This is a genomic window from Cellulomonas humilata (assembly GCF_030814415.1).
Lineage (GTDB): Bacteria > Actinomycetota > Actinomycetes > Actinomycetales > Cellulomonadaceae > Cellulomonas > Cellulomonas humilata_A.
The window spans coordinates 151,208-175,078 of record NZ_JAUSVB010000007.1 but is presented as its reverse complement, the minus strand read 5'-3'; the positions used below and the strand labels follow the sequence as shown (position 1 = coordinate 175,078).

Below are 23,871 nucleotides of genomic sequence, written 5' to 3'. Positions count from 1 at the left end.
ATGGTACTGCACTCGCCAGGGTGTGGGAGAGTAGGACGCCGCCGGACATCATTCAGGAAGAGCCACCCCTACGGGGGTGGCTCTTTCTGTTTCCCGGAACAGTCGAGCCACCCTCGCCGGTGGCTCTTTCTGTTGTCATCGAAGCAGTCGAGCCACATTGCCGGTGGCTGGCACTGTTTCCCCCCAGAATGGCCTTGTGCGCGCAATGTCGGGCGTGCTGGCCCTGCTGAGGAATGCCTTGTGAGCGGCTCGCGCCTGGAGCCGGCCGTACGTCACGACGTCGTGAGCAGGGCTTCGACGACGTCGGCCAGCTCGTCGAGAGGCCGCCGGCCGTCGAGCACCAGGGTGGCGCCGCGTCGGAGGAGCGGTTCGACCGTGCGGACGTACTCCGCGATCTCGGCGCGTTCCTCAGGTGTGCTGCCGTAGGGGTTGGTCGTCCTCGTCGCCACGCGCGCGAGCAGGACGTCCAGCGGAGCGGTCAGCAGGATCACGTGCTCGAACCGGTCGTAGAAATGGCCTTGGTTCTCGACGGTCCCGGAGATGACGACCTCATTCTCTGTGGCGAGCAGGCGTGTCATGCGCGGCTCGTCCCACACTCCTGCAGCGGTTACCCAGCCGTCGTGGTCCGTGTCGACGGTGCGGTGGCCGCGGCGGCTCAGCTCGTCCAGGAGCGTCGACTTTCCTGCGCCGGACATGCCGGTCACCAGCACTCTGGACATGGTCTCGACCGTAGCCGTTGACGTGGAGACAGAAAGGGGAGCCTGTGGGCTCCCCCTTGCTGTTCGTGCTGTGCCGTCGGCGTGTCAGCCGGCCTCGAAGACGACGACGCCCAGCGGAGGGACGCGGATCGACGCGGAGTAGGGGCGGCCGTAGTGGGGCTCGGGGAGGGCCTCGATCTCGCCGAGGTTCCCGACGCCGGAACCCCCGTACGCCTCGGAGTCGGAGTTGAAGATCTCGCGCCACCGACCACCGCGGGGCAGGGCGAGCCGGTAGCCCTCGTGCGGGATGCCGGCGAAGTTGATGACGACCGCGACGGGCGGGGCGTCGTACCCCTTGCGGAGGTACGCGAGGGTGTTGCGGAAGGCGTCGTCGGAGTCGATCCACTCGAACCCGTCGGGGGAGTGGTCGAGCTGCCAGAGGGCGGGCGTGTCCTTGTAGACCCGGTTCAGGTCGGCGACGGAACGCATGACGCCCTGGTGTGCCGGGTCGTCGAGGGCGTGCCAGTCGAGGGAGCGCGACTCGGCCCACTCGGTCTGCTGCGCGAACTCGCTGCCCATGAAGAGGAGCTGCTTGCCGGGGTGCGTCCACTGGTACCCGAGCAGGAGGCGGACGCCGGCGAGCTTCTGCCAGTGGTCGCCGGGCATGCGCTCGTAGAGCGAGCCCTTGCCGTGGACGACCTCGTCGTGGCTGATGGGGAGCACGAAGCGCTCGGAGTAGGCGTAGACCATCGAGAAGGTGATCTCGTTGTGGTGGTAGCGCCGGTGGACGGGCTCCTCCGCCATGTAGCGCAGGGTGTCGTTCATCCAGCCCATGTTCCACTTCAGGCCGAACCCGAGGCCGTTGCCGTCGGTGGGGGCGGTCACGCCGGGCCACGCGGTGGACTCCTCGGCGATCATCATGATCCCCGGGGTGCGCCGGTAGGCCGTGGCGTTGGCCTCCTGGAGGAACGAGATGGCGTCCAGGTTCTCGCGGCCGCCGTACTGGTTGGGCCGCCACTGGCCGGGCTTGCGGGAGTAGTCGAGGTAGAGCATCGAGGCGACGGCGTCGACGCGCAGACCGTCGACGTGGAACTCCTCGAGCCAGTAGGTGGCGTTGGCCACGAGGAAGTTGCGGACCTCCGAGCGGCCGAAGTTGAAGACGTAGGTGCCCCAGTCGGGGTGCTCACCGAGGAGAGGGTCCGGGTGCTCGTAGAGGGGGGTGCCGTCGAACTGCGCCAGGGACCACTCGTCCTTGGGGAAGTGGGCGGGGACCCAGTCGACGATGACGCCGACGCCGGCCTTGTGCAGCGTGTCGACCAGGTAGCGGAAGTCGTCGGGGTGCCCGAAGCGTGAGGTCGGAGCGAAGTAGGACGACACCTGGTAGCCCCAGGAGCCGCCGAAGGGGTGCTCGGCGACGGGCAGCAGCTCCACGTGGGTGAAGCCGAGGGAGACGACGTGCTCGGTCAGCTGGTGGGCCAGGTCGCGGTAGGACAGCCCGACCCGCCACGAGCCCAGGTGGACCTCGTACACGCTCATGGGGGCGGTGTGCGGGTCCCGGGCGGCGCGAGCAGCCAGCCACGCGTCGTCGGTCCAGCGGTAGCGCGACTCGACGACCACGGAGGCCGTCGCGGGCGGCACCTCGGTGCCCTGCGCGAGCGGGTCGGCCTTCTGCCGCCACGAGCCGTCGTTGCCGAGGACCTCGAGCTTGTAGCGGGCGCCGGCGCCGACGCCGGGGGCGAAGACCTCCCAGACACCGCTGTCGCCCAGGGACCGCATCGCGTGCGACGCGCCCTGCCAGTAGTTGAAGTCGCCGACCACGCGCACGGCACGGGCGTTGGGCGCCCAGACGGCGAACGACGTGCCGCTGACCTCGCCGAGCTCGCCGGGGTAGGTGCGCACGTTGGCGCCGAGGACGGTCCAGAGCTGTTCGTGGCGACCCTCGCGCACCAGGTGGCGGTCGAGCTCCTGCACGGTGGGCAGGAAGCGGTAGGGGTCGTCGACGGTGCTGGTGTGCCCGTCGTAGGTCACCTCGATGCGGTAGTCCGGGACGTCCGCTCCCGGCAGGACCGCGACCCAGATCCCGTCCTGCTCGTGGCGCGCCGCGACCCGCGTCGTGGACGTGACCACGACCACCGACTCGGCGAGCGGGCGGAGGGTGCGGACGGTGATGCCCCCACCCCCGACGTGCGGGCCCAGGACGTCGTGTGGTGCGTAGTACGCCCCGTGGGCGACGGTACGCAGGGTGTCGATGTCGACGGGAACCGGAGAGGGGGCGGCCGGGCTCATGCCCCTACCCAACCACCCGCGGGGATTCCGCGCAGGATTGTCCCTCGGGTGACCTGCGCCTCAGCCGTCGTCGCGAGGCGCTGTGGTGGTCGTCCCGCGCGCCACGAGGCGGGGCAGGGGGGCCGTGTAGGACCGGACGGCGCCGGAGGCGAGCAGGTTGAGCACGCAGTCGGCCACCTGGACGCCCATCGCGTGCACGTCGAGACTCATGGCGGACAGGGCGGGATGGGACAGCCGGCACAGGGCCGAGTCGTCCCAGGCGAGCAGCGACAGCCGGTCGGGGACGGCGACGTCCATCTCGTGGGCGACGCCGAGGCCCGCCACCGCCATGACGTCGTTGTCGTAGATGATCGCGGACGGCGGGGAGCCCCGGCCGAGCAGCGCGCGGGTGCTGCGGGTGCCGGACTCCTCCCCGTAGTCGCCCTCCACGACCGCGCCGTGGGCGCCGAGTCGGGCGCACTCACCCATGAACGCGTCGGTCCGTGCCTGCGTGTGCGCCAGGTGGCGGGGTCCGCTGACGCGGGCGAGGCGCCGGTGGCCGAGGCCGACGAGATGGGTCACCGCGGTCCGCATGGCCTCGGCGTTGTCGATCCACACGTTGGCGAATCCCAGGTCCGGGCTCGGGCCGCCGACGACCACGGTGGGGATGCCGATCTCGCCCAGGACGTCGAGCCGGGCGTCCTCAAGTGCGATGTTGACCACCACGACCGCGTCGACGAGCTTGCCCTCGCCCCAGCGCCGGTACGTGCGGATCTCCGCGTCGTGATCGGGGACGACATGCAGCAGGAGCGAGCGTCCCTCGGCGGCGAGGGACTCCTCGATGCCGCCGATGAGCTCCATGAAGAACGGCTCGAAGCCGAGCATGCGGGCGGGCCGAGCAAGAACCAGTCCCACCGCATCGAGCCCATGTGCCATGGACGCGAGCGTACCTGCGGTGGGACCTCGTTCAGGCTGGCGACTGGGTGAGGTCACGTGCGCCGACCCGAGGGAGCACCACGTCGTTGGCGGAGCGCAGCACGGGGGCACGGGTGAGGTCCGCGGGGTCGAACGTCCCGCGGGTGCGCACGTGGAACGAGGCGGTGGCACCCGCCGGGATGTCGACGAGGGCGGTGTCGACGACCGCGTCCGGGTCGAGCCGGTCGACGAGGAGCGTGACGTCGCGGGCGAGCGAGGTCGCGGTCACGTCGACGCGGTAACCGTCCTGGACGGGGGTCACCGAGGCGCGCAGCGCGTTCGCGTCGAGCCTCAGGTCGACGTCCTCGACCCAGGTGTGGACCGTCTGCATGCCGCCGAGACGCACGACGAGCACCTCGTGGGAGGCGTCGGCGGGAGTCGCGACCGTGGCGGGCAGGGCGAACTGGCCGACGGACCAGGCCCCGACGGCGAGCGCGAGGTCCTCCTCGGACAGGACGGTGCCGTCGAGCCGCTGGCGGGACAGGCGGACGATGCCCTGCCAGATGACGGAGGTCTCGTTCACCACCGCGAGGACCTCGCGACCCTCGCGCGGCTGCACGGTGAGCAGGCGCGTCGCGTAGGCGGACCTGAGCGCGTACCAGAGCGGCTTGAGGCGCTCGTCGCCGTCGATCGCCGCCCACGAGGTCACCGGCCAGCAGTCGTTGAGCTGCCAGACGATCGAGCCCGCCGTGCGCGGCCACCAGGACCGGTAGTGCTCGATGGCGAACCGGACGGCGCGCGCCTGGTTGAGCTGGGCGGCCCAGTGCCAGTCCGCGAAGTCGTCGGGGACGCCGAGGTGGGGCGCCATGCCGCGGTCGAGCTTGCCGTTGCCGTCGTCGGCCTTCTGGTGCAGGAGGAACGTCGGGTCCTCCTTGGTGAGCGGGCCGCCGTCGTCCGCGTGCACCGCGCGGGTGAGGGTGGCCCACGTCGGCGGGCCCTGGAACCCGAACTCCGAGCAGAAGCGGGGGACGTCGTCGCCGTACACGCGGTAGTCGACGCGGTTCCAGACCTCCCACTGGTGGAAGGTGCCGTGGTCGGGGTCGTTGGGGTGCACGTCGGTGAGCGCGGCGCCGGGAGAGTAGGGGCTCCCGTCGGAGTAGGGACGGGTGGGGTCGAGCTCCGCGACGACGTTCTTCAGCAGCTCCGTGGCGTAGCGGAAGCCCCAGGTGCGTCCCTGGAGGTCCTCCTGCCAGCCCCAGTCCATGAACCCCCAGAGGTTCTCGTTGCCCCCGTTCCAGAGCACCAGGGACGGGTGCGGGGTCAGCCGGGCGACGTGCTCGCGGGCCTCCGCCTCGAGCTCGTCCCAGAGCGGCTGCTCCTCGGGGTACGCCGCGCAGGCCAGCAGGAAGTCCTGCCAGACCAGCAGGCCGCGCTCGTCGCAGAGCTCGTAGAAGTCCTCGGACTCGTAGATCCCGCCGCCCCAGATGCGGACGAGGTTGAGGTTGGCGTCCACCGCCTGGTCGAGGCGGTGCGCGAGCCGCTCGCGAGTGATGCGGGTGAGCAGGTGGTCGTCGGGGATCCAGTTGGCGCCCTTGACGAAGATCGGGCGGCCGTTGATCCGGAAGGTGAAGGCGGTGCCGTGGTCGTCGGCGCTGGTGTCCAGCTCGACGGTGCGGAAGCCGATGCGGCGGGTCCAGGTGTCGAGCGGCTCCGCCGGGTCGGCCCCCACGAGAGCGACCGTGAGCTCCGACAGGGGCTGTGCGCCGTGGCCGACGGGCCACCACAGGGGGGCGTGGGGAACCTCGAGGACGACGGCTGCCGAGTCGGCGTCTCCCGGCACGGTCACGGCGACGTCGGCGCCGGCGACGCGGGCCCGCACGGTGAGCGGCACGTCGCCTCCGGGGAGCCCCGACCTCTCGATCGTGGCGTGCACCTCGACGCGGCCGGTGCCGTCGGTGTCGACCGTGACGAGCGGACGGACGCCGGCGAGGCGGGCCACCGTCCAGCGCTCCACCGTCACGGGCCGCCAGAGGCCCGCGGTCTGCAGGTCCGGTCCCCAGTCCCAGCCGAACGAGCAGGCCATCTTGCGGACCATGTTGAAGGGCTGCTGGTACGCGAGCGGGCGCGGTCCCAGGCGCTCGGCCTCGGCCTCGGCGTGGACCAGGGCGGACTGCAGCAGGACGCGCAGGCGCTGCGTCGTCGGGCGGACCAGGTCGCGGACGTCGAAGCGGTACGAGCGGTGCTGGTTGGCCGTCCGGCCGATCTCCTGCCCGTCGAACGTGAGGGTGGCGACCGTGTCGATGCCGTCGAAGACGAGGTCGACGCGCTCGTCGGCAGCGACCGGTGCGAGGTCCAGGTCGCGCTCGTACGCCCAGTCGGTGCGCCGCATCCACGCCAGGACCTCTTCGTTGCGGTCGAGGTACGGGTCCGGGATGAGGCCGGCCTCGAGCAGGGCCGTGTGGCTCGTGCCCGGCACGCGGGCGCGGACGCGACGGCCGTCGAGGTCGGTCGGGACGGGGCCGGCGACAGCGGTCAGCGACCAGCCGTCGTACAGGTCCTGGGTGTTCATCGTCGAGCTCCTGGGTCCGGGGGTCCGGCGCGTGTCCGCCGCATCCTCGCGACGGGCATCGTCGGCTCCCCCCGGGGAGGGGCCGATCGTCTGGCAAGTACCCTGGAGTCATTCTTAGACAACTGAATAAAGTAAGTCAATGACGCAGCGACGTAGCGTTGCACCGATCCCGCCCCGCCCGACCAGGAGACGCCTCTCGTGACCGCTGCCGCCCTCCCTTCCGAGCTCCTGCACCTGCGTGCCGCGGGGGTGAGCCTCGTCGTCGACCTCAGCGGTGGGACCCTGCCGCGGATCCTGCACTGGGGCGGTGACCTCGGCGAGCTGGACGGTCCGGCGCTCGAGGCCGCGCGCCGGGCGTGGGACGTCGTCGCGCACGGGTTCCCGGTCGACGGCCAGGTCGAGGTCGCGGTCCTGCCGCAGGAGTCGGCCGGGTTCCTCGGCACCCCGGGCCTGGTCGGGAGCCGGGCCGGGCAGGACTTCTCGACGCTGTTCGCCGTGCGCACCCACGAGGTCGTCACGACGGACGACGGGACGCAGCGGCTCACCGTGGACGCGGTCGACGACGCCGCGCGGCTCGTCCTGAGGCTCGTGCTCGAGCTCACCGCGCAGGGCCTGGTCCGCCAGCGGGCCGTGCTCACGAACGACGCCGACGAGGTCTTCAGCCTCGACGGGCTGCTGCTCACGCTGCCCGTCCCCGCCGTCGCGACCGAGCTGCTCGACTTCACCGGGCGCTGGGCGCGCGAACGCAGCCCGCAGCGCACGGCCTTCACCCACGGCACCCGGCTGCGCGAGAACCGGCGCGGACGCACGGGCTACGACGCCGCGTTCGTGCTCGTCGCCGGGACGGCCGGCTTCGCGAACCGCACCGGCGAGGTCTGGGGGCTGCACACCGCCTGGTCCGGCAACCACCGCTCGCTCGCCGAGCGCAGCCACTACCACCCGGGGCTGCTCGGCGGCGGTGAGCTCCTCGGGTCGGGCGAGGTGCGGCTGGGTCGCGGCGAGTCCTACGCCAGCCCGTGGGTCTACGGGTCGTGGGGAACGGGGCTCGACGCGCTGGCCGGCCGGTTCCACGCCTGGATGCGTGCGCGGCCGCAGCACCCGCGCTCGCCGCGGCCCGTCACGCTGAACACCTGGGAGGCCGTCTACTTCCAGCACGACCTCGGCCGGCTGACCGCGCTCGCGGACGCCGCGGCAGCCGTCGGTGCGGAGCGGTTCGTGCTCGACGACGGCTGGTTCGGGGACCGCCGCGACGACACCCGGGCGCTCGGCGACTGGTACGTGTCGGCCGACGTGTGGCCCGACGGGCTGCACCCGCTGGTCGAGCACGTCACCGGGCTCGGGCTCCAGTTCGGCCTCTGGGTGGAGCCGGAGATGGTCAACCCCGACTCCGACCTGGCCCGCGCGCACCCCGACTGGATGCTGCGCGTGCCGTCGCGGCTGCCCCGGGAGGCGCGCCACCAGCAGGTGCTGGACCTCGCCGTGCCCGACGCCTACGCGCACATCCTCGAGCGGCTCGACGCCCTGCTCACCGAGTACCCGATCGGGTACCTCAAGTGGGACCACAACCGCGACCTCGTCGATGCGGGCCACGGGGGAGCGCCCGGGGTGCACGGGCAGACGCTGGCCATCTACCGGCTGCTCGACGAGCTGCGCGCACTGCATCCCGGGGTGGAGATCGAGTCCTGCTCCTCGGGCGGAGCGCGCGTCGACCTGGAGATCCTGCAGCGCACCGACCGGGTGTGGGCGAGCGACTGCATCGACGCCTACGAGCGCCAGCAGATCCAGCGGTGGACCAACCTGCTGATCCCGCTGGAGCTCATCGGCGCGCACGTCGGCTCCGGCACGGCGCACAGCACGGGCCGTCGCCACGCCCTGTCCTTCCGGGCGGCGACCGCGCTGTTCGGGCACCTGGGGATCGAGTGGGACCTGCAGGAGGCCGACGAGGCGCAGCTGGCCGACCTCGGCGCGTGGATCGCCCTCTACAAGGAGCTGCGGCCGCTGCTGCACACCGGGACGGCCGTGCACGCCGACGTCGTCGACCCCGTCCTGGCGGTGCACGGCGTGGTCGCGCAGGACCGCGCCGACGCTCTGTACGCGGTGGCGATGACGGGCCGCTCGACGAGCACGTCACTACCGCGCGTCACCCTGCCGGGGCTCGACCCCGACGCGCTCTACGACGTCCGCCCGCAGGTTCCGGGCGACGACGTCGACCACGCACCGGCGTGGTGGACCTCGGAGGGGGTGCGGCTGCCCGGCCGGCTGCTCTCCGGCGTCGGGCTCGAGGCGCCGCTGCAGCTGCCCGAGCGCATCGCGTTGGTGCGGGCGACGCGCGCCTGAGTCGACGAGAGGGGGCAGCCCGACCGGCTGCCCCCTCTCGTGCGCGTGGACTACTTCGTCGCGCCCGACGTGAAGCCGTTGTAGATGTACCGCTGCAGGAACAGGAAGAGCACGAGGATCGGGATGATCGTGATGACCACGCCTGCCGAGATGATCTCCCACTGCGAGCCGTACGGGCCCTTGAAGTCGAACAGCGTGGTGGAGATGGGCCGCAGGTCCTTCGACGGCAGGTACAGGAACGGCAGGTAGAACTCGTTGTAGATCGCGATGCCCTTGATGATGACGACGGTCGCGATGGCCGGCTTGAGGTTGGGCAGGATGATCTGGAAGAAGATCCTCAGGTGCCCGGCTCCCTCGATCATCGCGGCCTCGTCCAGGGACTTCGGGATCGCCCGGATGAACTGCAGGAAGATGTAGATCGAGATGATGTCCGTGCCCATGAAGAGCAGGATCAGCGCGAAGCGGGAGTCGTAGAGTCCCAGCCCGTTGATGATCTGGAACGTCGCGACCTGCGTCGTGACACCGGGGACCAGCGTCGCGAGCAGGAACAGCCCGAGCACGGTGGCGCGTCCGGCGAAGCGGAAGCGGTCGAGCGCGTAGGCCGTGGCGGCACCGATCAGGATCGTGCCGACGATCGCGGCGCCGAAGATGAAGACGGTGTTGCCGAAGGCCTGGAGCATGTTGCCCCGGGTGAACGCCGTGACGTAGTTCTCGATGTTGCCCCAGTCGGTCGGCGGGGTCATCGGGCCCGTCGAGAGGAACTCCTGGCTCGTCTTGAAGGACCCGAACAGGATGAGGCCCAGGGGCAGCAGCATCACGATCGAGGCGACGACCAGGGAGACGTACTTCCCGGTGCTGGTAGCTGCACGGATCATGTGAGGTCGACCTCCTCCTCGGGGATCACCCGGCGTTGGATCCAGGTCACGATCAGCACGATGAGCAGGAGGACCACGGCCATCGCCGAGGCCAGGCCGACCATGTTGCGGTTGAAGGCCATCCAGACCGTCCTGATGACGAAGGTCTCCGTGCCGTTGGCGCCGCCCGTCATGACGAACGGGACCTCGAACACCGAGAGCGCACCGGAGATCGCGAGGATCAGCGACAGGCCGATGATCGGGCGGATCGACGGCAGGATGATGTACCGGAACTGGTGCCACCGGTTGGCCCCGTCGAGCTCCGACGCCTCGTAGACCTGGGCGTTGATCGACTGGATCGCGCCGAGGAACATGACGAAGTTCAGGCCCATGTAGCGCCACACGGACACCCCGGCCAGCGAGAAGTTCGCGACGTCGGGATCGCCCGTCCACTGCTGGATGAGGCTCTCGAGGCCGGCCGCCATGAGGATCGTGTCGATCCCGCCGCCCGGCTTCAGGAAGTTCAGGAAGATCAGGCCGATCGCGACCCCGTTGATCAGGTACGGGAAGAACAGGATGCCCTTCCACAGGTTCCTGAACCGGGTGTTGAACGACAGGATCGTGGCGAAGTACAGCGCGATCGCCATCTGCACGAACGAGGCGACGAAGTAGTAGAGCGAGACGTAGAACACGCGGACGTTGTCCGGGTCGGTGAAGACCTCGACGTAGTTGTCGAAGCCCACGACGTTCTTGGTCTTGTCGAGTCCGTCCCAGTCCGTGGCCGAGTACCAGAACATGTTGATGACGGGCGCGAACGTGAGAAGAAGCAGGAGCCCGACAGGGATCAGCAGGAAGTAGTACGGCGTGAGCCGGCGATACCACGCGGTGCCGCGGCCCGCACCGCCCCGGGGCTTCCGGGGGGTGCGGACCGCGTCGGACTTCTGCGCGGCCGCCGTCGTCGGGTCAGTGAGACCCGAGGGAGCGGTCGTCATGGGAGAGACCTCAGCCGGCCGAGGCTCGACCCTCGGCCCACTGGGCGTTGAGGTCGTCGAAGATCTGCTGCTTGGTACGAGCGCTCGAACGGGCGTCGTCGATGTTCTTCTGGCGGAACTTCGGGTCCGTCGTGACGATGCCGGACGCCGTGTCGATGTCCGCGAACAGGGACTCCTTGCCCTCGGGCGCCGGGTTCAGCGTGATGAGCTCGACCTGGTCGACGAAGCTCTCCAGGGCCGCAGGGACAGGACCGTCGATGATCGGCGACAGGCCGGCCTGCGACTCCGAGAAGCCCGACTCGTGGTTGAACCAGTCGATCCACGCGCGCGCGGTCGCCTTGTTCTTCGAGTTCACGTTGATGCCGAGGTTGTAGTCACCACCGGCGACGGAGTGGAACTTGCCGTCCACCTGCACCGGCGTGGGGGCGTACGCGATGTCCTCGCCGCTCGCACCGGCCGCCTCCGCGGCGGCTGCCATCTGCGGGATGGCCCACGAGCCGAGGACCATCGTCGCGACGTCGCCGGTGCCCAGGAGCCGCTTCGACTCCTCCCAGTTGGTGGTCGTCGGGTCGGCCTCCGTCAGGCCCTGGGCGACGGCGTCGTAGATCAGTCCGTCGACGACGCCGTAGTCGCTGTCCTCGGTCCAGGGGGTGTCGGACTCGACGATCTTGTTCTTCCAGTCGGGGTCGGCCGTGACCGCGCCGAGCCAGCCGTCCCACTGCGACAGCGGCCAGCCGTCCTTGTAGTTGGTGTACAGGGGTGCGACCTCGACCCCGTTGTCCTTGATGGCCTGGAGCGCGTCGAGGAACGCCTCGGGGGTGTCGGGGAACTCGGTGATCCCGGCTTCCTCCCAGACGCGCTTGTTGTAGACGAAGCCCTGGACGTTGCCGACGACGGGGATGCCGTACGACTGGCCCTCGAAGGACTTGTCGTTGATCCACTGGTACTCGGCGCCGATCTCCTCCTGGGTGCCCAGCGGCTCGAAGAAGTCGCCGTACTGGTCCGGGGTCACCGAGCCGGGGATCGCGAGCACGTCGCCGTAGTTGTCGGTGTTCATGCGCGTCTTCACCTCACCCTCGTAGTCGGTGAGGCCCTCGATCGTGACGTCCGTGACCTCGGGGTACTTGGCCTTGAACTCTTCGACGTACGTGTCGAAGGTGCCGTCCTCGACGAGGTCGGTGCGCCAGGTGAGCACGGTGATCTCACCCGAGGGGGTGCCGTCGTCGTTGGCCTCGTCGCTGCTGCCGCCACCGGACGAGCAGGCGGTGAGAGCGAGGAGCGAGCCGGCGGCCGCGAACGCCATGAGGCGGGTGCGTCGCTTCTGAGGGAACATCGTTGATCCTCTCGTCGGGCCGGCACCTCCGCGTGCCGACCAGGGTCTGATGAGGCACGGCGGCTCGGGGGTCGAGTGCACTGTGCTCCGGGTGGCATTCTTAGGCAAGTGAACAAAGTTAGTCAACGGGCGTGTCCTAGAAGCCTCGTGCCGTACCCGGATCGTTATGGTGTGCGACGAGGGGGACACCCCACGAAGGAGGACTGGTGAGCGGCTCCCAGCCGGGTCTCGGCGCCGCGCACGCGAGCAGCCGGTCGGCGATCCTGGATCTCATCCGGGCCGCCGGGACGATCAGCCGGGTCGAGCTGACGCGCGCGACGGGGCTCACCGCGGCCACCATCTCCACGGTGGTGCGGCGGCTCATCGACGACGGCCTCGTGCTCGAGGTCGGCCGTGCCGAGTCCACCGGCGGCAAGCCGCGCATGCTCCTGCAGCTGGACCCGTCGGCGCGCTACGCCGTCGGCGTCCACCTCGACCACGCCGGCATCACCTACGTCATCGCCAACCTCGGCGGCGCGATCGTCGCGCGCTGGCGGCGGCCCGGTGCCGGGTCCGACGACCCGCGCGAGGTCGTCGCACGAATCGCCGCCGAGATCCGCACGACCATCACGCGCGTCGGGGTGGACCCCAACAGGATCCTGGGGGTGGGCGTCGTCTCGCCCGGACCCATCTCCGCGTCCGCCGGGATGACCCTCACCCCGCCCGTGATGCAGCTGTGGGCCGAGTTCCCGCTCGGTGCCGCGCTCGAGGACGCGCTCGGGCTGCCCGTGCTGCTGGACAACGACGCGACGGCGGCGGCGATCGGCGAGTACTGGTCCGGCGGGATCGCCACCGGGTCGGCGTTCGCGGCGCTCTACATGGGCACCGGCATCGGCGCCGGGATCATCGTCGACGGCACCGTCTACCGCGGGTCCAGCTCGAACGCCGGCGAGATCGGGCACATCTGCGTCGACCTGGACGGCCCGACCTGCTGGTGCGGGAGCATCGGGTGCGTCGAGGTGCTCGCTGGTCCGGCTGCCGTCGTCGCCGCGGCTGAGGACGCCGGGCTCGAGATGCCGGGTCGCAACATCGCCGAGAAGTTCGGGTCGCTCGCGCGTGCCGCCAGCCGCGGCGAGGCCGTCCCGCTGCAGCTGCTCCAGCGCTCGTCGCGCTACCTCGGCGTCGCGGCGCAGACCCTGGCCAACGTGCTCGACCTCGAGCTCGTCATCCTCACGGGACCGGCCTTCGCGCTCGCGGGCTCGCTGTACCTGCCCGAGATCGAGCGTCGGCTCGGCCAGTCGTTCTTCGCCCGCGGGAGCCACCCGGTCCGCGTCACCATCTCCTCGAACGCACCGGAGGCCGCAGCCGTCGGCGCAGCCGCCCTCGTGCTGCAGAGCGAGCTGGCGCCGCGGCAGGTCGGCGTGCGGATGCCGCTGGAGCTCCCGCTCGAGGTCACCGCCGGCTGACGAGCAGTCAGCGCGTCAGGCGCTCGAGGCCCGCGATGGGGATCGGCAGCCACGTCGGCCGGTTGCGCGACTCGTAGACGGCCTCGTAGAGCGTCTTGTCGAGCTCCAGGGCGCGCAGGAGGGTCTGGTCGCCGCCTCCGTAGCCGCGTAGCAGCCCGTCGCGGGCGTCGGCCGTCCAGGCCGCGGCGTCGGCACCCGTCAGACCACCGACGGCGGCGGCGTAGTCCACCGAGCGCAGCAGCCCGGCGAGGTCGCGCAGCGCGAGGTCGGGACGCGTGCGCTGCTCCAGAGGGGCCAGCGGCTCACCCTCGAAGTCCATGATGAACCAGGTGTCGTGCGACCGGAGCACCTGACCGAGGTGCAGGTCGCCGTGCACGCGCTGCCGGGGAGGAGCCGTCGGCAGGCTCCGGACCTGCGCGACGACGTCGGCGACGCCGTCCGCGAACCGGGCCAACGACGGGACGGCCGACAACGCCCACGAGAACCGCCCCGCCACGGCGCGGGCGACCTCCTGCGGCCCCTGGTCCGACGCGTCCACCCCGTAGGCCGACACGAGAGCGACGTGCATGCTCGCGGTGATCGCACCCAGGTCGGTGGCCGCCGCGGCGAAGGACTCGCCCCGGGCCGCGTACGCGCAGGCCAGCTCGAACCCGTCCTCGGCGGCGTCGACGAACGACGCGAGCACCCCGAGGTAGCCCGTCACCAGGGAGCCGTCGGGCCCGGGCCACTGTCCCTGGAGCCACGCGAGCGGCGCCGGGACGTGCTGCCAGCCCACGGCGACCAGGTGACGCGGGACGTCGACGTCGGGGTTCTCGCCGGCGGCGACGGCGCGCAGCACCTTGAGGATGCCGGGGCGGGCTCCCGGCAGGATCACCGACGTGTTGGACTGCTCGCCGGTGACGACGCGTGCCGCGTCGACGTCGACGTCGGCACCCGGTCCGTCGGCGGCGGCCAGCCAGGCGCGCAGGTACGCGGGATGACCGGCCCCGTCGAGGACGCTACGACCGTCGAGGACACCGATCGCCTCGTCGTCGGCGCCGTCGACGAGCACGAGCGGCACCTGCAGGACCACGTCGATGGACCCCGCCCGCACGCGGACCAGCAGGACCGTGACGTCGTCGGCGAGCGCGAACGAGCCCACCGCCGAGAGGTCCGTGCTCGCGCCCTTGGCGGGGAACCAGCGACGCGTCGGCAGCCAGCCCCGCAGGACCTCGAGCAGGCGTGCGTCGTCGGGGGACGTGCGGGCGATCAGGCTCACGGGGCCGTCAGCTCCAGCCAGTAGAAGTCGCGCGAGCCGAGGGTGAACGACGCGGACCCGTCGGTGCCGACGGAGGCGAACGGGGCACCGCCGAAGACGTCGTGCACCGACCAGCCCGCACGGGCGGGCATCTTCACCGTGGCCGCGCGCGCGGTGGACGCCATGTTGGCGACGACGAGGATCGTCTCGTCGGCGGTGTGCCGGCAGAACGCGAGGACCGAGTCGTTGTCGCAGGGCAGCACCTCGAACTCGCCGGCGCCCAGGCTCGGGTGCTGCCGCCGGACGGTGAGCATGCCGCGCACCCAGTGCAGCAGGGACGTCGGCTGCGCCAGCTGCGCCTCGACGTTCGTGTGGCTGAAGTGGTGCACCAGCGACTGCACGAGGGGCAGGTAGAGCTTGCCCGGGTCGGCCGTGGAGAAGCCCGCGTTCCGGTCCGGCGTCCACTGCATCGGGGTGCGGACGGCGTCGCGGTCGGGCAGCCAGATGTTGTCGCCCATGCCGATCTCGTCGCCGTAGTACAGGCAGGGGCTGCCCGGCAGGGAGAGCAGCAGGGCGTGCGCGAGCTCGATCTCCTTGCGGGAGTTGTCCAGCAGCGGGGCGAGCCGGCGCCGGATCCCGACGTTCGCGCGCATCCGGGAGTCGGGCGCGTACCAGCCGTACATGGACGCGCGCTCCTCGGTGGACACCATCTCGAGCGTGAGTTCGTCGTGGTTGCGCAGGAAGGTGCTCCACTGGGCGCCGTTGTCCGGGATCGGCGGGGTGTCGGCCAGGATCTCGACGATGCTCGTGGCCTTCTGGTCCCGGATCGAGTAGTAGATCCGCGGCATCACGGGGAAGTGGAAGCACATGTGGCACTCCGGCTCCTCCTCGGTGCCGAAGTAGTGCACGACGTCCTCGGGCCACTGGTTGGCTTCGGCCAGCATGATCCGCCCGGGGAACTCCTCGTCGATCATCGCCCGGACCTTGCGCAGGAACGCGTGCGTCTCCGGGAGGTTCTCGCAGTTGGTGCCCTCGGCCTCGAACAGGTACGGCACCGCGTCCAGGCGGAAGCCGTCGACGCCGATGCCGAGCCAGAACCGGCCGACGTCCATCATCGCCTCGACCACGCGCGGGTTCTCGAAGTTCAGGTCGGGTTGGTGCCCGAAGAACCGGTGCCAGAAGAACTGCCGGCGGACGGGGTCGAAGGTCCAGTTGGACGTCTCGGTGTCGACGAAGATGATCCGCGCGTCCTGGTAGCGGGTGTTGTCGTCGCTCCACACGTAGAAGTCCCCGTAGGGCCCCTCGGGGTCGGAGCGGGACGCCTGGAACCACGGGTGCTGGTCGCTGGTGTGGTTCATCACCAGGTCGACGACGATGCGCATCCCGCGCGAGTGCACCTGCTCGATGAGCTCCGTGAAGTCGGCCATCGTGCCGTACTGGCCGGCGATCGCGGTGTAGTCGGCGACGTCGTACCCGCCGTCGCGCAGGGGGCTCGGGTAGAACGGCGGGAGCCACAGACAGTCGATGCCGAGCCACTGCAGGTAGTCGAGCCGGTCGATGAGGCCGCGCAGGTCACCGCTGCCCTGACCCGACGAGTCGGAGAACGTGCGGAGCATGACCTCGTAGAACACCGCGGTCCGGTACCACTCGCGGTCCTCGGTCAACGCTCCGGGGACCTCGACGGCGTGCGGCATCGCAGGCTGGCGGCGCCCGGGCAGCATGATCTGCGCAGTCGTCGGTGCGGGCTCGCGCGCGTGCCGACCGGTCCCGGGTGTCTCGGTCACGGCGCCACCAGGTTCACCACGTGCGCCGCGCGGATCATCGGGTCGAGCCGGACGAAGACCGACTGGCCCCACTCGTACGTCTCGTCGGACAGCACGTCGTGCGCGACGACGGGCCGGTCCGGGTCCAGCCCGAACGCGTGCAGGTCCAGGGTCACGGAGCCCGCGCGGGCGTTCCACGGGTCGAGGTTGACGATCACGACGATGGTGTCGGCGCGGCCCGTGGGGGAGTGCTCGGCGTCGAGGTGCTTGGCGAACGCGACGAGCGCGTCGTCCGACGTCGGGAGAACCCGCAGGTTGCGCAGCTGCCGCAGTGCCGGGTGGGTGTGCCGCAGCTCGTTGAGCCGGCCGAGCAGCAGGTTGATGCCGATGGCGTCGGCCTTCGACCAGTCGCGGACCTTGAACTCGTACTTCTCGTTGTCGATCTGCTCGTCCACGCCAGGCCGCGGCACGTCCTCGACCAGCTCGTAGCCCGAGTAGATGCCCCACGTCGGTGCACCGAGCGCAGCCAGCACGGCGCGGACCGCGAAGCCGCGCACGCCCGTGGCCTGCAGGTACGGCGGCAGGATGTCGTGCGTCGTCGGCCAGAAGCTGGGCCGCATCCACGCGCCCTGCTCGCCCGAGACCTCCGCGAGGTACTCGGTGATCTCGTCCTTCGTGTTCCGCCACGTGAAGTACGTGTACGACTGGTGGAAGCCGATCTTGGCCAGCGTCTGCATCATGGCCGGCCGCGTGAACGCCTCGGACAGGAAGATCACGTCGGGGTGGTCGGCGCGCACCGACTCCAGGATCCGCGCCCAGAAGTTCAGCGGCTTGGTGTGCGGGTTGTCGACGCGGAACAGCGTCACGCCGTGGTCGATCCACACCTGCAGGACCCGCCGGATCTCGGTGTAGATGCCCTCGGGGTCGTTGTCGAAGTTCAGCGGGTAGATGTCCTGGTACTTCTTCGGCGGGTTCTCCGCGTACGCGATCGTGCCGTCGGCGCGCGTGGTGAACCACTCCGGGTGCGCGGTCACCCACGGGTGGTCGGGAGAGCACTGCAGCGCGATGTCGAGCGCCACCTCCATGCCCAGGTCCCGGGCCGCGGCGACGAACGCGTCGAAGTCGTCGAACGTGCCCAGGGTCGGCTCGATCGCGTCGTGCCCGCCCGCGGGGGAGCCGATCGCGTACGGGGAGCCCGGGTCGCCCAGGTCCGCGAAGAGCGAGTTGTTCGGGCCCTTGCGGTAGGTCTCGCCGATGGGGTGCACGGGCGTCAGGTAGACGACGTCGAACCCCATGCCGGCGATCCGCGGCAGGTCGAGGGCCGCCGTGCGCAGCGTCCCCGACACCCACTTCCCGGCCGTGGGGTCGTACTTCGCGCCCTGCGAGCGCGGGAACAGCTCGTACCAGGAGCCGGCGAGGGCGAGCGGGCGGTCGACGGTCAACGGGTAGGCGGGCGAGCGCGTCACCGCGTCGCGCAGCGGGTGCTCCGCGAGGGCCGCGTGCACCTTGCCGGACAGCCCCGCCCCGAGGCGCGCCTGGGGGGTGTCGCGGACGTCGCGCAGCCCCATGACCGCGTCCTTGAGGACCCGGGCAGCGGCCTTCGACATCGCGTCGGCACCCGTGCGCGCCGCCGCCCGCTCCAGCAGCAGGGCGCCCTCGGCGAGCATCAGCTCGACGTCGACGCCTGCCTCGACCTTGATCGTGGCGTCGTGCACCCACGTGCCGTACGGGTCCGACCAGCCCTCGACGCGGAACGTCCAGTCGCCCGTGCTCGTCGGCACTAGGCGGGCCTCGAAGCGGTCCAGCCCGGGCGCGATGTCGACCATCCGGGCGCTCGCACGGTCGACACCGGTGGGGTCGGTGAGCACCGCCGTCGCGGCGACGGCGTCGTGTCCTTCGCGGAACACGGTGGCCCGCACGGGCACCGCCTCACCGACGACGGCCTTGGCGGGGAACCGGCCGGCCTCGGCCACGGGGGAGACATCGACGACGGGGATGCGTCCGACAGAGGTGCCCAGAGGCACGGGGCGAATCGTCACGCTCCCGAACCTATCCGTAGGTCCAGGTCGCGGGCATCCGGAGCGCCGTCGCGCGGCGAGAACGGACGGGGTGGCGACGCCGCCCGTGCCACGCGGAAGACTGTGCCGGGACGGCGACGTGGGAGGGGGACCCATGGGACGACGGCGGCCGAGCCGGGTCGTGGTGCTCGGCGCGGGACTTGCCGGCGCCTTCGCCGCCGCGGCCGCGGCAGCTCCCGGGCGCACGGTCACGCTCGTCGAGCGTGACGTGCTGCCCACCGAACCGGCCGCGCGGCCCGGTGTGCCGCAGGGACGGCTGCTCCACGTCTACCTCCATCGCGGTCTGCTGGCGATCGAGGAGCTGCTCCCCGGGTTCCGGGGCGAGATGCAGGCGGCGGGTGCGGTCTCGTTCGACAGCGGGGACCTCGCCTGGCTCGGTGAGTTCGGCTGGGGCTCGACCGGGCGGCGGCAGTTCCCGCTGCTGTCCGCCACGCGTCCCCTCGTCGAGCACGTCGTGCTGGAGCGGGTGCGAGCGCTGCCCGGCGTCGTGGTCCGCGACGGCGTGCGCGTGCAGCGGCTCCGCCGTGGCGCGGGACCGGACGAGCCGGCCTGGTGGGTGGACGGCGTCGCCGGGTCGGATGCCGCCGACGGTGCCGCGAGCGACGAGCGGCTGACGCTCGCCGCCGACCTCCTCGTCGACGCGACCGGAAGGTCCTCGCGCCTGCCCGTGTGGCTCGCCGCCGCCGGGGTCCGGGCGGCCGAGGTCTCCGAGGTGGACGCCCACATCGGTTACGCGGCCCGCCGCTACGCCATGGACGGGGTCGAGGTCGTGCCGCCGGGCGTCGTCGTGCTCCAGACCCCGCGTGACCCCGCGGGGGGCATCGCCCTGCCCGTCGAGGACGGGCGCTGGCTGGTCGGCGCGATCGGCGCCGGCGACCTGCGGCCGCCGCGCGACGCAGAGGGCTTCACCCGGTTCCTCGACGGGCTGCGGCACGACGCCGTCGCGCAGCTCGCGCGCGCCGGCACCCCCGAGGGGGACGTCGTCGTGCACCGCCAGACGGGCAACCGCCGGCACCACTACGAGCGGGTGCGCGACTGGCCGCCCGGCCTGCTCGTCGTCGGCGACGCGCTCTGCGCGTTCAACCCGGTGTACGGGCAAGGTGTCACGGTCGCCGCGTGCGAGGCGCTGGTGCTGCGGGACGCGCTGCGTCGTGGGCTCGCCGCGGGGGACGAGCGCCGGATCCTGCGCCGGTTCGTGCGGGTCGCCGCGCTGCCGTGGGCGGTCGCGACGAGCAGCGACCTCCGCTACTCCACGGATACCCGGCCGTCGCCGCTCCAGGCGCTCCTCGGCCGGTGGACCCAGGAGCTCGACCGGCTCACGAGCCACGGTGACGTGCTGGCGCAGTCGACCGTCGCCCGCGTCTACCACTTGATGGCGTCACCGCTCCTGCTCGTGCGGCCCGGGCTGCTCCGGGCCGCGTTGCGCGCGCGGCGGCACGGCTACGGCCCGGCGGTGCCGGCTCCTGAGGTCATCACCCGGACGGCCACGTTGCCCGACCACCCTCGGGTCGACACACCCTAGGTGCCCAGCGCCCTGCCCACCGTCCGGCCCGTGAACAGGCAGCCGCCCAGGAACGTCCCCTCGAGCGCGCGGTGGCCGTGCACGCCGCCGCCGCCGAACCCGGACGCCTCGCCGACGGCCCACAGGCCGGGCAGGACCTCGCCGTCAGGGCGCAGGACACGGCCCTCGAGGTCGGTGTGCAGGCCACCGAGCGTCTTGCGGGTCAGCACGGAGAGCCGGACGGCGAGCAGGGGTCCGTGCTCGGGGTCGAGGAGCCGGTGCGGCTTGGCCACGCGGATGAGCTTGTCGACGATGTAGCGCCGCGCCATCGCCGTCGCGACGACCTGCGGGTCCTTGCCCAGGCCGGTCTCCACCTGCCGGTCCCGCGCGACGATCGTGCGCTCCAGGGCAGCGGCGTCGATCCGGTCGGAGCCGGACAGCGCGTTCATCTTGGCGGCCAGATCTGCGGGGGTGTCCGCCCACAGGAACTCGTCGGACTTCTCCGCGAACGCCTCGACCGGGCCGACCGCACCCGGCTTCACGCGCTCCAGCAGCAGCTTCATGTCCTTGCCGGTCAGGTCCGGGTTCTGCTCCGAGCCGGACAGCGCGAACTCCGACCCGAGGATCGTCTTGTCGAGCACGAACCACGAGTGGTCGTCGCCACGCTCGGTGATGTGCGTCAGCGAGCCGAGGGAGTCGAAGCCGGGGAACAGCGGCGCGGGCAGCCGATGCCCGTCGGCGTCGAGCCACAGGCTGCTCGGCCCGGCGAGGATGCGGATGCCGTGCTGCGACCACACCGGAGAGTGGTTGGTGATGCCCTCGGGGTAGTGCCACATGCGGTCCTCGTGCACGACGGCGGCGCCGGACGCCTTCGCGGCGGCGATCCCGGAGCCGTCGACGTGGTCGGGCACGCCCGACAGCATCCTCGCCGGGAGCCGGCCCGCGGACGCCGGCCACGTCGAGCGGACCAGGTCGTGGTTGGCGCCGATCCCGCCCGTGGCGATGACGACCGCGCTCGCGGACAGCTCGAACGGCTCCTGCACGGAGCGTGAGCTGGGCACCGCGCGCTCGGCGCTGTCCGGGACCAGCACGTCGCCCCGGACGCCGGTGACACGGCCGTCGGTGGTCACCAGGCCGGTCACCCGGTGGCGGAACCGCACGTCGACCAGGCCCTCGCGGCGGCCGTCGAGCAGGGCGCGGACGAACGGCTCGAGGATGCCCGGCCCGGTGCCCCACGTGACGTGGAACCGCGGCACGGAGTTGCCGTGCCCGTCGGCCAGGTAGCCGCCGCGCTCGGCCCACTGGACCAGCGGGAACCAGCGCACGCCCTGGGCGTACAGCCACGACCGCAGGTCGCCCGCGGCGAACTCGACGAAGCCCTCCGCCCACGCACGGCCCCAGCGGTCCGAGCCGTCGTCGGCGAAGTCGGCGGAGCCGAACCAGTCGGCGAGCGCGAGCTCCGCGGAGTCCTTCACCCCGAGGCGGCGCTGCTCGGGGGAGTCGACGAGGAACAGCCCACCGAACGACCAGAACGCCTGACCGCCCAGGCTCGCGGCGGGCTCGGCGTCGAGCAGGGTGACCCGGCGACCGGCGGCGAGCAGCTCGGTGGTGGCGACGAGCCCGGCGAGGCCCGCGCCGACGACCACGACATCGGAGTGCGTCATGACTCGTACCGTACTGGGTCAGCACCCTGGCTGGACGGGCGTCCAGCTCGTCACAGGAGGTCCGCCACGAGCCTCGCCGCGCGGGCGGCGCCGTCCGTCTCGACAGGGCGGCTGCGCACCGGCGTGCTCAGCGCGCGGACCATCGCGTCGGCCAGGCTCTCGGGGTCGGTCGTCGCGAAGTCCATGCACGTCCCCGCGCGGTACCGCTCGAGCCGGTGCCGCACGTGGAAGGACTGCTCGAAGTGGTGCAGGAGGGGGAAGTAGAGGAACGGCCGCTGTGCCGCCGCGAGCTCCATGGTGGTCGCGAGCCCGCCCTGCACGACCGCCAGGTCGCACACCGCGAGGTGGCGGTAGAGGTCCGGCACGAACCCGCGCACCTCCAGCCCAGGGTGCGGCGGGAAGCCGCGGAGGTCGATGCGCGGCCCGGCCACGGCGATCATCCGGAAGCCCGGCACCGCCCGGGCCACGTGCGGGTACGCGGCGACGGCGAGGTCGAGCAGGGCACGCCCGACGCCCGAGCCGCCCACGGTGACCACGCAGACCTGCTCGTCCTCGCGGTAGCCGAGCCGGCCCCGCCACTCGGCACGCTGCTCGTCGGTCGGAGGCGTGTCACCGGTGACGTACCCGCAGAAGTCGAAGTGCGACCGGGTCCAGTCCGGGATCGTCGGGAGGCCCGGGCCCAGCGCGTCGGGGACGAGGTCCTCCGGGTTGCCGACGAAGACCGACCGGTCGCGGACCCGGGGGAACCGGGCGACGTGCTCGACCATCTCGGCGTTGTAGTCCGCCGTCAGTGCCGCCTCGCGCTCCCCGCCGTCCGGCATCGGCAGGAACCCCACGAAGTCGGTGAACCAGACGTGCGCACCACGCTTGAGCTCGGGGTTCTCGTGCCAGAAGTGGTCGACGTCCCAGGCCTCGTCGCCGACGACGACGTCGTACAGCCCGGACTCGACGACCTCCTGGAAGACCATGAAGTTCGCGACGAGGATCTCGTCCATCCGGCGCAGCGCCTGGAAGCAGTGCAGGTCGTGCCCGTCGGCCTCCGACGCGAGGTGGCCGGACTCCGACGCGAGCCACGGGCTCGCCGGGTGGACGGTCTCGCCCGCGGCCTCCAGGACCGCAGTCACCGGGTTCTGCGCGAGCCAGTCGATCTCGACCTCGGGTCGCAGCCGGCGCAGCTCGCCGGCGATCGCGAGGTCGCGGCGGGCGTGCCCGAGCCCGATCGGCGACGACACGTACAAGGCCCTGGGCGCCCTGCTCCGCGCCCGCGTCCAGCGGTGCGGCGCGGGTCGTCGGCTGAGGCGGTCGACGAAGTCGCCGACCGCCCGGTTGACGCGCACGGGGTCCCGGACGAGCGCGAGGTGGCCGCCGCCCTCGATGACGAGCAGCTCGCCACCGGTCAGCTCCGCCAGCTCCCGGCCCTTGTCGACGTTCTGGCACACGTCCTGGTCACCGTGCACGACGAGCGTCGGCACCCCGATCCCGCGGCACCGCGCGACGATCTCCTCCCTCGTCGGCATGTCGAGGTCATGGCCCTCCTCGCTCGCCGCGAGGATCTGCCCCGTCGACTCGAGCGCCCAGCCGACCGCGTCCTCCAGCTGCTTGGTCGAGTGCGGCTCGACGAGCTGGGCATCGAAGAAGAACTCGACCCACCGGCGGTGCGACGTCGTGATGGCGTGCCGGTTGAACAGCTGCCAGCCCTGCGGGTCCTCGAGGTGCTCGCCCCACGTCTCGACGGCCGCCGCCCAGTGGGCCTGCGGCCCGCCGAGGTGCGGTATCCCGGGCTCGAGAGCCACGAACCCGACCACGCGCTCGGGGTGCACGGCGATCAGGTCGAGCGCCCACCACGCGGCGTCGCAGAGCGTGACCACCACGGCTTGCTGGGTCCCGGTCGCGTCGAGCACGGCGACGATGTCGGCCACGTTCGCGGCGCGGGTGTGGTCCTCGATCGCGGTGGGTCGGCCCGATCGGCCGTTGCCGCGGCCGTCGAAGGTCACCACGCGGTTGTGTCGCGCGAGGTGCGGCAGCAGCGTCTTCCAGATCTGGGCGTGCGTGATCGGCGCCGGCGGCACCAGCAGGACGGTCGGCGACCCCGACCCGTGCACCTCGTAGTGGATCGCGACGCCGCCGCTGCTGACGTCGCCCTCACGATCCGGCAACCGCGCGCGCACCATCGTCACCGCCCTCGGCACGAACGTACTCCGACCGCCCAGCCGCCGACGG

Annotated in this window: 15 protein-coding genes; 3 read left to right on the top strand and 12 right to left on the bottom strand. The window is 71.6% G+C overall.

Features of this window, described 5'->3' with window-relative positions; all coding sequences use genetic code 11:
- Positions 1-272 precede the first annotated feature (272 nt).
- The 4 genes from J2X26_RS21305 to J2X26_RS21290 all read right to left on the bottom strand — a co-directional run bounded on the left by J2X26_RS21305 (position 273) and on the right by J2X26_RS21290 (position 6,447).
- On the bottom strand, positions 273-719 hold the full coding sequence (locus J2X26_RS21305) for an AAA family ATPase (protein ID WP_307494715.1): 447 nt from the start codon (positions 717-719) through the stop codon (positions 273-275).
- Positions 720-803: 84 nt separating this feature from the next.
- Positions 804-2,984, bottom strand: coding sequence for a 1,4-alpha-glucan branching protein GlgB (gene glgB / locus J2X26_RS21300; RefSeq protein WP_307494714.1), 2,181 nt, complete (start codon positions 2,982-2,984; stop codon positions 804-806).
- A gap of 60 nt (positions 2,985-3,044) precedes the next feature.
- The gene (locus J2X26_RS21295; protein WP_307494713.1) at positions 3,045-3,899 is read right to left on the bottom strand and encodes a LacI family DNA-binding transcriptional regulator; all 855 of its coding nucleotides are present in this window, start codon (positions 3,897-3,899) and stop codon (positions 3,045-3,047) included.
- Positions 3,900-3,930: 31 nt separating this feature from the next.
- Entirely contained in the window at positions 3,931-6,447 is a 2,517-nt protein-coding gene (locus tag J2X26_RS21290; RefSeq protein ID WP_307494712.1) for a glycoside hydrolase family 2 protein, read from the bottom strand.
- 198 nt (positions 6,448-6,645) lie between these two features.
- Between J2X26_RS21290 and J2X26_RS21285 the strand changes: the two genes are divergently transcribed.
- On the top strand, positions 6,646-8,784 hold the full coding sequence (locus J2X26_RS21285; protein WP_307494711.1) for an alpha-galactosidase: 2,139 nt from the start codon (positions 6,646-6,648) through the stop codon (positions 8,782-8,784).
- A 50-nt stretch (positions 8,785-8,834) separates the two neighbouring features.
- Here the strand turns inward: J2X26_RS21285 and J2X26_RS21280 are convergent, their stop codons facing one another.
- Genes J2X26_RS21280 through J2X26_RS21270 form a run of 3 tightly spaced genes read right to left on the bottom strand, consistent with a single transcriptional unit; the run spans position 8,835 to position 11,963 of the window.
- The gene (locus tag J2X26_RS21280) at positions 8,835-9,659 is read right to left on the bottom strand and encodes a carbohydrate ABC transporter permease (protein ID WP_307494710.1); all 825 of its coding nucleotides are present in this window, start codon (positions 9,657-9,659) and stop codon (positions 8,835-8,837) included.
- Positions 9,656-10,630 carry a carbohydrate ABC transporter permease gene (locus tag J2X26_RS21275; protein WP_307494709.1) on the bottom strand — a complete coding sequence of 325 codons (975 nt, stop codon included), beginning with the start codon at positions 10,628-10,630 and terminating at the stop codon, positions 9,656-9,658. The genes J2X26_RS21280 and J2X26_RS21275 overlap by 4 nt, the downstream gene beginning before the upstream one ends.
- A 10-nt stretch (positions 10,631-10,640) precedes the next feature.
- Positions 10,641-11,963, bottom strand: a complete 1,323-nt coding sequence (locus J2X26_RS21270; protein ID WP_307494708.1) for an ABC transporter substrate-binding protein — start codon at positions 11,961-11,963, stop codon at positions 10,641-10,643.
- A gap of 206 nt (positions 11,964-12,169) precedes the next feature.
- On the opposite strand from J2X26_RS21270, the gene J2X26_RS21265 reads away from it, so the two are divergent.
- Positions 12,170-13,408, top strand: coding sequence for an ROK family transcriptional regulator (locus J2X26_RS21265; protein WP_307494707.1), 1,239 nt, complete (start codon positions 12,170-12,172; stop codon positions 13,406-13,408).
- Between the two features lie 7 nt (positions 13,409-13,415).
- On the opposite strand, the gene J2X26_RS21260 is transcribed toward J2X26_RS21265, so the two are convergent.
- The 3 genes from J2X26_RS21260 to J2X26_RS21250 all read right to left on the bottom strand — a co-directional run bounded on the left by J2X26_RS21260 (position 13,416) and on the right by J2X26_RS21250 (position 18,582).
- Positions 13,416-14,666 (bottom strand): maltokinase N-terminal cap-like domain-containing protein, encoded by a 1,251-nt coding sequence (locus J2X26_RS21260; RefSeq protein ID WP_307494706.1) that lies wholly within the window; start codon positions 14,664-14,666, stop codon positions 13,416-13,418.
- A complete protein-coding gene (gene treS / locus J2X26_RS21255; RefSeq protein WP_307494725.1) occupies positions 14,663-16,339 on the bottom strand; it encodes a maltose alpha-D-glucosyltransferase in 1,677 nt (558 codons plus the stop codon). The genes J2X26_RS21260 and treS overlap by 4 nt, the downstream gene beginning before the upstream one ends.
- 86 nt (positions 16,340-16,425) lie before the next feature.
- Positions 16,426-18,582 carry an alpha-1,4-glucan--maltose-1-phosphate maltosyltransferase gene (locus tag J2X26_RS21250; protein WP_439897887.1) on the bottom strand — a complete coding sequence of 719 codons (2,157 nt, stop codon included), beginning with the start codon at positions 18,580-18,582 and terminating at the stop codon, positions 16,426-16,428.
- Between J2X26_RS21250 and J2X26_RS21245 the strand changes: the two genes are divergently transcribed.
- Positions 18,581-20,008, top strand: coding sequence for an NAD(P)/FAD-dependent oxidoreductase (locus tag J2X26_RS21245; RefSeq protein WP_307494704.1), 1,428 nt, complete (start codon positions 18,581-18,583; stop codon positions 20,006-20,008). The two genes, J2X26_RS21250 and J2X26_RS21245, sit on opposite strands and share 2 nt — an antisense overlap.
- Here the strand turns inward: J2X26_RS21245 and J2X26_RS21240 are convergent.
- Positions 20,005-21,651, bottom strand: a complete 1,647-nt coding sequence (locus tag J2X26_RS21240) for an FAD-binding dehydrogenase (RefSeq protein ID WP_307494703.1) — start codon at positions 21,649-21,651, stop codon at positions 20,005-20,007. The two genes, J2X26_RS21245 and J2X26_RS21240, sit on opposite strands and share 4 nt — an antisense overlap.
- A 50-nt stretch (positions 21,652-21,701) precedes the next feature.
- Positions 21,702-23,840, bottom strand: a complete 2,139-nt coding sequence (locus J2X26_RS21235) for an alpha/beta hydrolase (RefSeq protein ID WP_307494702.1) — start codon at positions 23,838-23,840, stop codon at positions 21,702-21,704.
- Positions 23,841-23,871: the final 31 nt, after the last annotated feature.